Annotated in this window: 8 protein-coding genes; all 8 read right to left on the reverse strand. The window is 43.4% G+C overall.

Annotated elements, in window-relative coordinates:
* Positions 1-69 precede the first annotated feature (69 nt).
* The 8 genes from L8S15_RS05055 to L8S15_RS05090 all read right to left on the reverse strand — a co-directional run bounded on the left by L8S15_RS05055 (position 70) and on the right by L8S15_RS05090 (position 11,932).
* Positions 70-1,098 (reverse strand): ABC transporter ATP-binding protein, encoded by a 1,029-nt coding sequence (locus L8S15_RS05055; protein ID WP_010436024.1) that lies wholly within the window; start codon positions 1,096-1,098, stop codon positions 70-72.
* Positions 1,098-2,723 (reverse strand): iron ABC transporter permease, encoded by a 1,626-nt coding sequence (locus L8S15_RS05060; RefSeq protein WP_016768976.1) that lies wholly within the window; start codon positions 2,721-2,723, stop codon positions 1,098-1,100. The genes L8S15_RS05055 and L8S15_RS05060 overlap by 1 nt, the downstream gene beginning before the upstream one ends.
* A 246-nt stretch (positions 2,724-2,969) precedes the next feature.
* Positions 2,970-3,983: a Fe(3+) ABC transporter substrate-binding protein gene (locus tag L8S15_RS05065; RefSeq protein WP_010436022.1), complete on the reverse strand. Its 1,014-nt coding sequence runs from the start codon at positions 3,981-3,983 to the stop codon at positions 2,970-2,972.
* Positions 3,984-4,280: 297 nt separating this feature from the next.
* Complete coding sequence (locus L8S15_RS05070) at positions 4,281-5,510, reverse strand: ammonium transporter (RefSeq protein ID WP_010436021.1); 1,230 nt, start codon at positions 5,508-5,510, stop codon at positions 4,281-4,283.
* 27 nt (positions 5,511-5,537) lie between these two features.
* Positions 5,538-5,876, reverse strand: a complete 339-nt coding sequence (gene glnK / locus L8S15_RS05075) for a P-II family nitrogen regulator (RefSeq protein ID WP_010436019.1) — start codon at positions 5,874-5,876, stop codon at positions 5,538-5,540.
* 267 nt (positions 5,877-6,143) lie between these two features.
* Positions 6,144-6,512 carry a YacL family protein gene (locus L8S15_RS05080; RefSeq protein ID WP_016768974.1) on the reverse strand — a complete coding sequence of 123 codons (369 nt, stop codon included), beginning with the start codon at positions 6,510-6,512 and terminating at the stop codon, positions 6,144-6,146.
* A gap of 225 nt (positions 6,513-6,737) precedes the next feature.
* Positions 6,738-9,326 carry a bifunctional aconitate hydratase 2/2-methylisocitrate dehydratase gene (gene acnB, locus L8S15_RS05085; RefSeq protein WP_016768973.1) on the reverse strand — a complete coding sequence of 863 codons (2,589 nt, stop codon included), beginning with the start codon at positions 9,324-9,326 and terminating at the stop codon, positions 6,738-6,740.
* Between the two features lie 272 nt (positions 9,327-9,598).
* Complete coding sequence (locus tag L8S15_RS05090) at positions 9,599-11,932, reverse strand: patatin-like phospholipase family protein (RefSeq protein ID WP_016768972.1); 2,334 nt, start codon at positions 11,930-11,932, stop codon at positions 9,599-9,601.
* Between the last annotated feature and the right edge of the window lie 33 nt (positions 11,933-11,965).

Genomic DNA, 11,965 nt, shown 5'->3' on the forward strand with positions numbered 1-11,965 from the left:
CTTTTAATTAAGTTCTGGGCTTTTTTATGACTGAGATTTATTTACAGGAATGGGAATGACGAGAAATCGTTAAAACGCCAATACGCCTTTGGTATCCACTTTTACGGTTACCGGCATACCCATTTCAAGAGCCTCTGAAGAGGTTGCTAATAACTTCTGACCGTTCGCTTCAATCACATAACGACAGTGGTCTCCCATGAACTGCTGTTCTAATACTGAAAGGTTACTGTCTACATCATGAGTAGCCACGATATGTTGAGGTCTTAACAACAACGCACATTCAGCCCCCACTTCGATCTCGGTTTGCGCCTTGGCCTCAATCAAACCTAAGCTTGTTTCAAATTCGTTATCTGAAATACGTTGTGCATTCAAGTAACTTCCGCCACCTAAGAAATCAGCAACAAACTTGCTTGATGGGTGAAAGTACAGTTCTGACGCCGAGCCGTATTGTTCGATGACACCATGATTCATTACTGCCATCTTGTCAGCAAAAGCAAACGCTTCTTCACGACTGTGAGTCACAAAAATAGCCGTCACACCCTGCTTCTTAAAGATTTTACGAATCTGAGAAATCAGCTCATGACGTACTTGGGTATCAATGTTAGAAAACGGTTCGTCCAATAGCAGTAGGTCTGGCTTATATGCCAAAGAGCGCGCAATCGCGACACGTTGCTGTTGTCCACCAGATAGCTGATGAGGGTAACGATCGCCAAATTGGTCAAGGTGTACGAGCTCAAGCATCTCTTGAACTTTCGCAGTCTTATCTTGCTCAGACATATCGCGTAGACCAAATGCCACGTTCTGATTCACGGTGAGGTGTGGAAACAGAGCATAATCTTGGAAAATCATTCCAATGTTACGCTGCTCTGGCGGCAACCAATTCGCAGCGTCATCAATAACTTGGCAATTCAAGCTCATAACGCCACTACTCAATGGAAGCAGACCTGCAATCGCTTTAAGCAGCGTCGTCTTACCACATCCACTGGCACCAAGCAGACAAACAATTTCACCATGCTCAACTTCTAAAGAAAGAGATTCCAAAATGGTTTGGGAATCATACTTACAAGTCAGATTTTTAATTGATAATGCACAACTCATTAGTGTTTCTGCTCCAAGGAACGGTTTACGATGATCAGTGGGATTAAGCCTACCAATACTAATAACACAGCAGGCATAGCTGCTAATTCAAGGTGTTCATCTGACGCATAGTTATAAACATAAGTCGCGAGCGTTTCGAAATTAAAGGGACGCAGCAGCAATGCTGCATTTAGCTCTTTCATTGATTCGATAAACACCAATAAGCCTGCAATCAAAGCACCACGCTTAATCAAAGGTAGGTGAACACGGCGTAACATCTGGTTGGTATTACACCCCATTGTTTTAGAGGCCATATCCAATGAAGGTGATACTTTACTTAGGCTACTTTCGATACTACCAATAGCAACAGCTGAAAAACGCACTACCATTGCAAAGATAAGCGCAAACATGGAACCAGAGAAGATCAAACCAGGTCGTCCCCACTCCATCACTTTAGCGATGTCATTGACCAAGTGATCCATAAACAACACGGGTACCATCACGCCAATCGCTAGAACGGTGCCTGGAACAGCATAGCCCATTGAAGCAAACCTCATGTAAGCCAGGTTTTTCTTACCAGGGCTCACACGTTGATTAAAATTCACAATCAACGCAACGAGTACACCAATAATCGCCGCGACAACAGAGACGTAAAGACTATTAAGTGCATATTCTCTGAATTCTGGTGTCCAACTTTGAGCGAAATACTTGTAGGCATAAATGATCAATTGCGCGAGGGGGAATAAAAACGCTATGCACACTAACCCCCAACACCAAAACAGTGACAACCACTTTTTCCAACCGATTAGTTCATAACGAAAATCTTCGCGGCTACTAAATTGATTTTGAAATAACTTTTGTTTACGACGGCTGTATCGCTCGGTGCTCAATAAGAGAATGACAATCACTAACATGATTGCCGATATTTTTGCAGCGGCTGTTAGGCTCGAGTAGCCCAACCAAGTATCGTAAACCGCTGTCGTTAGTGTGTTAACAGCAAAGTAGCTTACAGTACCGAAGTCACCTATGGTTTCCATCGCAACAAGAGACAAACCGACCGCCATGGAAGGACGAACAAGTGGAAGTGAGATACGACGAAAGCTTTCCCAGGGAGAGCACTTCAACAAGCGAGCAGATTGTAATAGGGAAACGTTTTGCTCCATGAAAGCCGCACGGCAGAGCAAATAAATATAAGGGTAAAGAACGAGAGACAGAACAATAATAGCGCCTGATAAGGTTCTAATGTCGGGGAACCAATATTCACTAGGTCCCCACCCCGTCAGTTCTCGTAGCAGGATTTGAACAGGGCCAGCAAAATCAAACCAGTCGGTAAAAATATAGCCCACAATATAGCCAGGCATTGCCAATGGCAGCACCAAAGCCCATTGCAAAACACGCTCTCCAGGAACACGACACATTGCCATGATCCATGCAGACGGAATACCGAAAATCAAAGACAGGAACATGGTTCCTATGACTAAAACCACCGTATTGTAAGCATAGGTGGGCATTACTGTAGACATAAGATGAGAAAATAGCTCATCCGTTTCTCCAACAGCAGTCGTAAAAATCGCCAAGATTGGTAAAACAAGCAGTACAGCGATTATTCCGCTACTGGTGTTCCATAAATAATTCTTTTCTTTCATCGCCTAACTACAATGAGGCTTAATGAAATACATATGCATTTGCAAATACATCTCATATCCTTTTAATGGTGGGGGTATTTATACCCATATACCGTAATGACTTCAAGGTGAGATACTCATAACTCAATGGATCAAGGGAGAGCTTTGTATCAAAAAGTGATTTCTCCAAAAACAAACAACCCCAAGGAGCCGAAAATAGCCACTTGGGGTCATAATTTTATGCGGGCCGGAGCCTACAATAATAAATTATAGATCGAACTTAACTTCATCTAATAGCTTGATTGCCGCCGCATGGTGGTTTGCAATTTCATCTAGAGAAATAGTATCTGCTTTGAACTCACCCCACGAAGCAACAAGCTCAGAAGGTTTAACGTCTGCTTTCACTGGGTATTCGTAGTTCACTTCTGCGTACATGCTTTGTGCAGTGTTACCAGATAGGAATTCCATCAGCTTAACGGCATTCTCTTCGTTTGGAGAGTATTTAGCCATTGCCATACCAGAGATATTCACGTGAGTACCCGTTGTCTCTTGATTAGGGAAGTTAATGTAAACAGAGTCAGCCCAAGCTTTTTGCTCTTTATCATTAATCATTTTACCTAGGTAGTAACTATTACCAAGAGCAACATCACATAGACCTTCTTTAATCGCTTTAACTTGTGCACGGTCGTTACCTTGAGGCTTACGTGCTAGATTTGCTTTTACGCCTTCTAGCCACTCTTTCGTTTCAGCTTCGCCTTTATGAGCAATCATCGAAGAAACGAGAGAAACATTGTACGGGTGCTTACCGCTACGAGTACAGATTTTGCCTTTAAATTCAGGCTTAGTTAGATCTTCATAAGTGAATTCTTCACCTAGACGACCAACACGGTCACGTGAAGAGTAAACGCTACGTGTACGAGTTGTTAGAGCGAACCACTCGTTAGCAGTATCTTGGTACTGGGCAGGGATGTTTTTTTCAAGTACATCACTTTCAACTGATTGAACTAGACCTTGCTTAGTTAGCTCAGATAAACGGCTAATATCGACAGTTAATACAACGTCAGCTGGGCTGTATTCACCCTCTTGAGCTAACTTCTCTGCTAAACCTTTTTTAGCAAACTTCACGTTTACTTTAATGCCAGTCTCTTTTGTGAATTCTTTGAACATTGGCTCAACAAGGAAAGGTTGACGGTAAGAGTATACGTTTACTTCTTCCGCAGCCATTGCTGTCGGGGCAATTACACTACACGCTAGAGCTGAAAGTGTTAGCAGTTTTTTCATTGTAAAATCCTTTATATCGAAATGATAATGTCTATCAGTTGCGTTATTATATTCATCATCAACATAATTACAATGACGAGCGACAAAAAATCTGTCTACTCAGACCATTAAAATCTTCACTTTTGTAACAAACCATTTCAACAAGAATAACCACGCACTCACCAGTGCAGAGCCTTTATATTGGCATCAAGGTGTCTAACAATTACTCTACCGTAAATAAAACAAAACCCCACAACCATAAGTTGTAGGGCTTTCTTTCTATCACCTAACCTTTTCAGGCTAGGTTATTATTACTGATTATTTTACTGACACAAACTCAGGGTAAGCACCAACACCACAATCATGCATATCCATACCTTCAAGCTCTTCGTCTTCAGTTACACGAATACCGATTGTCGCTTTAAGCACAGCCCATACCGCTAGACTCGCACCAAATACCCAAGCAAAGATTACTGCAGCACCTAGTAGTTGAGCACCAAATGTTGCATCAGCGTTGCTTAGTGGCACAGCCATTAGGCCGAAGAAACCACACACACCGTGCACAGAGATAGCACCAACTGGATCATCAATCTTAGCTTTATCTAGAGCGATGATGCTGAACACAACAAGTGCACCAGATACCGAACCGATTGCTACCGCGAATAGAGGTGATGGTGATAGAGGGTCAGCAGTGATTGCAACTAGACCAGCTAACGCACCGTTAAGGATCATTGTTAGGTCCGCTTTACCCCATGTTGTCTTACATACTAGTAGTGCTGCAATTGCGCCCGCTGCTGCTGCTGCGTTAGTGTTTAAGAAGATTTGACCAACTGCTGTTGCGTTCTCAAAGTCTGAAACCATTAACTGAGAACCGCCGTTGAAACCGAACCAACCGAACCAAAGGATAAATGTACCTAACGTTGCAAGTGGCATGTTTGAACCAGGAATCGGGTAGATTTCACCGTTCTTACCGTATTTACCTTTACGGGCGCCAAGTAGTACAACACCTGCTAATGCTGCCGCTGCGCCTGCCATGTGTACGATACCTGAACCAGCGAAGTCACTGAAGCCTGCTTCTGATAGGAAACCACCGCCCCAAGTCCAGTAACCTTCCATTGGGTAAATGAACGCTGTTAGTACAACAGAGAAGATCAGGAATGACCAAAGCTTCATACGCTCAGCAACTGCACCCGATACTACAGACATTGCTGTTGCAACGAATACTACTTGGAAGAAGAAGTCTGACTCTAGTGAGTGGTCTGCACCTTCACCTTGAGTACCAATTAGAGTACCGAATGAAGGTAACCAACCACCTTCACCATTGTCTACGTACATAATGTTGTAGCCAACCACTAAGAATGTAGTACAAGCAATTGCGTACAAACAGATGTTCTTAGTTAAAATTTCTGTGGTGTTCTTTGAGCGAACTAGGCCAGCTTCTAACATTGCGAAGCCTGCTGCCATCCACATTACCAACGCACCTGAAATGAGGAAGAAAAAAGTGTCTAGTGCGTAACGTAGTTCCGTTACTGTTGTTGTAAGTTCCATATTAAAGTCTCCAGTCCTTGTAATTCTTTAAAGTGCTTCAGCATCCATTTCACCAGTACGAATTCGTACGGCATGGCTAAGGTCATACACAAAAATTTTGCCATCGCCGATTTTTCCGGTGTGTGCCGCTTGGCTAATCGCTTCAACAACTCGGTCAACATTCTCAGCTTGGGTAGCTATCTCTAGTTTTACCTTTGGCAGGAAATCAACTTGGTACTCTGCACCACGATACAATTCAGTGTGTCCCTTCTGGCGACCGAAACCTTTCACTTCAGAAACAGTCATACCTTCAATACCTACATCAGAGAGCGCTTCACGTACATCGTCTAATTTAAATGGCTTAACAATGGCATTTATTAATTTCATATTCATTCCTTAAATTCTTCACAAATCCGTTAATTCCCTTATTACAATCCAAGTAGCGTGCCAAAAAGTTAAGTCATTGATTTAAAATAAAATAAAGATATTAAGAGCGTAATAACAAAAAAGGCCGCACCATATTGGTGCGGCCTTTTCACTATCTTAATGCGTAACGCTATTGTTGCTCCAGTTTTGGGCAACGAGATGATTACAGTATGAAACTATTGCTAATTCATAACCTAAAAGTCGTTACTGATCGCTGAGAAATCATAACTAATAACCTAAAAAGTCAATCCAGCGTTCGAGCAACAGCTCAAAATCATCAATTCCGCAACTCGCTTGGCTTTCACAGTTATAAAAATCGAACTCACTACCCTCTTCCATCTCTTGCTCATGCGCTAACACATTTTCTTGAATCGTGACTTCATCTTCATTGATCGCAAGGCTGATCTCTTTGCCAAGTAGTGTAACTTCATTACTAAGATCTTGGCGAGACTGCTCAATAAGCGCCATGACATGCTCTAACTTTTGCTTATCTTTACCAATCTCTTCTTGAAGCCAACGACCAACAATTTCATGGCCCATGCTGCATTTCACATAGTATTCACCCATGAGAGTGTTTCTAGTAAATTCGAATTCCATACGGCTCCAAAGTTCCAATAAAGAGAAGATTCAATAAATAAGTAGTAGCAAAAATGAGGCGAGAGTATATAGCTAACTCTATTTGAGATCGAGCCTGTTTAACGAGACACAGTGCCTCTTACAAAAAGCACAAACAAAAACGCCCTCTCACATGGAGAAGGCGTTGAATTAACAGTTAACACGTACCTTAAAAGCAGTAAGTGCTTACTTGTTATCTATTAAGCGCTACGCAGGCTCTTGAAAGATAACAGTGTCTGCTTTTTCCGTGTACTGACCCATTTTATGGAAGTTCAGGTAACGGTATGTATCTGCAGCGGTTGCATTAATCTTCTCAGCGTACTCTAAGTACTCTTCTTTCGTTGGTATACGACCTAGAATCGCGCCAACCGCAGAAAGCTCAGCAGAAGCCAGGTAAACATTCGCGCCATTACCTAAGCGGTTCGGGAAGTTACGAGTTGACGTCGACATAACCGTCGAAGCATCAGCCACACGAGCTTGGTTACCCATACATAGTGAACAGCCAGGAGTTTCGATACGTACACCAGCACGACCGAAGATGCCGTAGTAGCCTTCTTCTGTCAGTTGGTCTTTATCCATCTTCGTTGGCGGAGCTACCCATAGGCGAGTATTTAGCGAGCCGTTAAACTCTTCTAGCATCTTACCCGCAGCTCGGAAGTGACCGATATTTGTCATACAAGAACCGATGAACACTTCTTGAATCTCAGTACCTTGAACGTCAGAAAGAAGACGAGCATCATCTGGATCGTTTGGTGCACATAGGATTGGCTGATCGATGTCAGCAAGGTCGATCTCGATAACATGAGCGTATTCCGCATCTGAATCAGCAGATAGCAACTCAGGGTTCGCTAGCCACTCTTCCATTGCCGTTATACGACGCTCAATCGTACGTACATCACCGTAACCTTCAGCAATCATCCACTTAAGCATAACGATATTCGAGTTCAAGTACTCATCGATAGACTCTTGAGATAGCTTAACAGTACAACCTGCAGCAGAACGCTCAGCAGATGCATCAGAAAGCTCAAATGCTTGCTCAACAGATAGGTGCTCAACACCTTCAATTTCTAGTACACGACCAGAGAATTCGTTGATCTTACCTGCTTTCTCTACGGTTAGTAGACCTTGCTTGATACCGTAAAGAGGAATGGCATGTACTAGGTCACGTAGCGTGATACCTGGCTGCATTTCACCTTTGAAGCGAACCAAGATAGATTCAGGCATATCAAGAGGCATAACGCCTGTTGCAGCAGCAAATGCGACCAAACCAGAACCCGCAGGGAACGAAATACCTAGAGGGAAACGAGTATGCGAGTCACCACCTGTACCAACAGTATCAGGAAGAAGCATACGGTTTAGCCATGAGTGAATAACACCATCACCTGGGCGAAGTGAAACACCCGCACGGTTCATGATGAAATCAGGCAGCGTATGGTGAGTATTTACATCAACTGGTTTAGGATATGCCGATGTATGACAGAAAGACTGCATAACAAGATCAGCAGAGAAGCCAAGACATGCAAGATCTTTAAGCTCATCACGCGTCATAGGGCCCGTAGTATCTTGAGAGCCAACAGTTGTCATTTTAGGTTCACAGTACTGACCAGCACGTACACCTTCAACACCACATGCTTTACCTACCATCTTCTGAGCTAACGTGTAGCCTTTGTCAGAAGCAGAAGGGTCGATTGGTTTAGCAAATAGATCGGTTTCAGCTAAGCCTAGAGCCTCACGAGCGCGACCTGTAAGGCCACGACCGATGATCAGTGGAATACGACCACCAGCACGAACTTCATCTAACAATACTTTGCTTAACTCAAAGTTTGAAATCACAGAACCGTTTTTATGCACAACACCTTCATATGGGTAGATATCAATAATATCGCCCATGTTCATGTCTTGTACGTTTAGTTCAATTGGTAGTGCGCCAGAATCTTCCATTGTGTTGTAGAAGATAGGGGCAATTTTACCACCTAGACAAACACCGCCAGTACGCTTGTTTGGCACGAATGGGATATCTTCACCCATAAACCAAAGCACTGAGTTTGTTGCCGATTTACGTGAAGAACCTGTACCAACAACATCACCAACATAAGCCAGTGGAATGCCATCTTTTTGCATTTCTTCAATTTGAGTAATCGGACCAACGCAACCCTGTTCGTCAGGAGTGATGCCTTCACGTTCCATCTTCAGCATCGCTTTTGCGTGCACTGGGATATCTGGACGCGACCAGGCATCAGGCGCTGGAGATAGGTCATCGGTGTTGGTTTCACCGGTGACTTTGAATACTTTAACGGTAATTTTCTCTGCTACTTTGTCTTTAGCAGTAAACCATTCAGCATCAGCCCAAGATTGAAGTACTTGTTGTGCAGAAGTATTACCTGCTTTCGCTTTCTCTTCTACGTCGTAAAAAGCATCGAACATCAACAGAGTATGAGAAAGCGCTTTAACAGCGATTGGAGCAAGCTCAGCATCATCGAGTAGAGATACGAGAGGTTCGATGTTGTAGCCACCTTGCATAGTACCGAGCAGCTGAGCCGCTTTTTCTTTGCTTACTAGTGGAGAAGCTACTTCACCTTTCGTGATAGCCGTTAAAAAGCCAGCTTTTACATAAGCAGCTTCATCAACGCCTGGTGGAATGCGGTTTTCTAGTAGGTCAAGAATATATTCATCTTCACCTTGAGGTGGGTTCTTTAGAAGTTCAACTAGGCCAGCGACTTGCTCAGCGTCTAGTGGTTTTGGAACAACTCCCTCGGCAGCACGTTCTTCGACGTGTTTACGGTAGGCTTCAAGCACGACTTTTTTCCTCTCATTGCGGTCCACTTCTTCCCTTCATAATTGTTAGTAAAATAAAGAAGTGAACATCCTTGGAAACTTGGCTCTCCATTGCCATTTTTGTCATTCAATTTGTATTGATGAGCGGCGTCATAGAGGCCAAACTGTGGGCGGTAGAATAGCAAATTTAACGTTAAATTAAAATCTTATCATTTTGACCAACATAGCAAGTTAAGACGAAAGTCCTACGATTTTTGCCTATTTAGTCGGAAAAAGAGCTATCACACGCATGTTTATTTGTAAGACGTTCCGATAATTAAGTAGACCGAATCGTAGTTACTTTCGGTTCTACCGTAAGCTAAAATAATCGGCCCTATTGGAGAATCAACTCCAGCAAAGACAGAGCCAGCAGTGAACATCGGCGCTTCATCAAGACTCAGTTCATTGTTCGACCACACACCACCATGTTCAACGGATGCACCCACGTAGAATGGTGATTTAAAGAGGCCGAAGTCATTTTCAAACCACTTGTAACGATAGATTAGACTCGTATAAGCCAAGTTTTGACCGATCAGGCTATTTCTTGGGATACCGGATAAATTAAGGAATCCACCAAGCTCCTTCGGATCAATTGGAAATACAGAGTTTTTGCTTTCTACCATACCAAAATCCAGCTTTGCGACTAAAGTATGCTTCTCAATACTTTGTGCCGCCATGAAATTAGCGGAAATCTCGTAAACGGTATCACTCTCAGAGGTTAAGTCAGAATCCCCAAGAGAACTGTCATTTTCAAAGTCATCATGAGAGACAAGATACTCTAAATCAACAAAGTAACCTTCCGTCGGTAAACTAAAGTTATCTAAGGTATCCAACCGATAACTAACGAACCCTCCGATACGTGAATACCCTCCATTACCTAGAGAGGGCAATGAAGCAACCTCAACTTCACCGTCGGTATAACGAACACCTGCTTTAAGCTCTTGCCACAATGTTGGTTGGTAACCCAATGCAAGTTCACCCACATACTCTCTGTAAGTCATCGGTAAGTAATCTTGCGTGACATCGAGGGTCGGCTCTTCAATCGCTTCCTCACCGGCGGGTAAATTTCTTTTCTGGTTGCTGTAAACAAGCGACGCCGAGGTAAACAACTTCTGGCTTGAGAAAAAAGGAGAAAACAACTCAGCCTCAATAAGCTTATCAGTACCCATTTCTAGATTCGTTCTTAACTCAGCACCGTGCGAGTTGATATCAGTGAAGTTCGCAGACATACCTATTGAATATTGGCTATCAGTTGCAAAGTCATCTTCAAGGTAAAAGCGAAAATTGAGATAATTAGGGCCCCATGATTTCTCATTCACATCAACGACGAGTTGATCTTCACCATCAACGTTTTCAAATTCATAAGTGACCAGTTCAAAGCGGTCTAATGCGTAGAGATCTTTAACCTGAGATTCAATCTCACTGGTTTTAAGGATCTTCCCAGAATCGAGGTTCAAGCGATTCTCTATCAACTTATCTGAATAGTGGCTGTTATTGTTGATAACAACCTTATCAACAACGGTTTGATCACCGTGTTTCAGCTTTTTTCGAGCTTGTTGTTTATGCTCGATATACTTCTGATAGTCTGCATTGGAGAGTGATAACTTAGAAAGTTCAGCGCTGTATTGGCGCGCGGCATCATAACCCGCTTGATAGGCGCCCGGCATCTTATCAAATTCAGTGGTTTCCATTAGCCCAACATCAGGGCGTAGGAACACATCGTCGTCCGTTAACGTCTCTGCCTGCTCTTGAGTGCTACGACGAACAAGGTAGTTGGATAGCTGATCGGCGGCGGCTAGAAAATTAGTAAAATCTTCCTTACCTTTGTAGTTTGAGCTGATATCGACAGCAATAACGATATCTGCTCCCATCGCTCTGGCAACATCAACCGGCATGTTATTGGTGACACCGCCATCAACCAGCATTCGCCCATCGACTTCATAAGGCGGCAAAGCGCCAGGCACCGACATACTTGCCATCATCGCATCAACAAGATGACCATGGTCGATAACGACTTCTTCGAGTTTAATAATATCTGTAGCAACAGAACGGTAAGGGATAGCAAGGTGGTCAAAAGAATCCAGCGGGGATAAGTTACCCGTAGTTTCACGCAAAATACGCAACATATTCTGACCTTGAACCACGCCTTTTCTTGCTTTGATTTCTCCCCAGCCTAAACCTAGATCGGTGTTTAGCTGATAGCGGTCTTCATACTCTTTGTCACGCACTCGGCGATCACTACGATTAACGCGATCACGGTAGCCGCGATTCCAATCAACCGTATAAATAAAGCTCTCGATCTCGTCAGCGCTCATTCCTGTCGCATAAAGTCCACCAACATAAGACCCCATGCTGGTCCCCGTAATGTAGTCGACTGGAATTTGCATCTCTTCGAGCGCTTTAAGCACACCTATATGTGCCGCACCTTTCGCTCCACCACCGGCAAGTACTACAGCAACCGTCGGTCTTTTATAGGCTTGTTCAGCCTGTTGAGATTGAGCAACGTCTGTCACAGTAAAAGCAAACAGCTGAAAACTGATCACAGCACTGGCGATGCTCAAGCCACTCACTAACCAACGAGAAATCATTATTTAAACTATCCTTGTCATTCTTTTCTGTTA

The sequence above is a fragment of the Vibrio sp. S/42/10 genome, assembly GCF_029890535.1.
Classification (GTDB): domain Bacteria; phylum Pseudomonadota; class Gammaproteobacteria; order Enterobacterales; family Vibrionaceae; genus Vibrio; species Vibrio cyclitrophicus.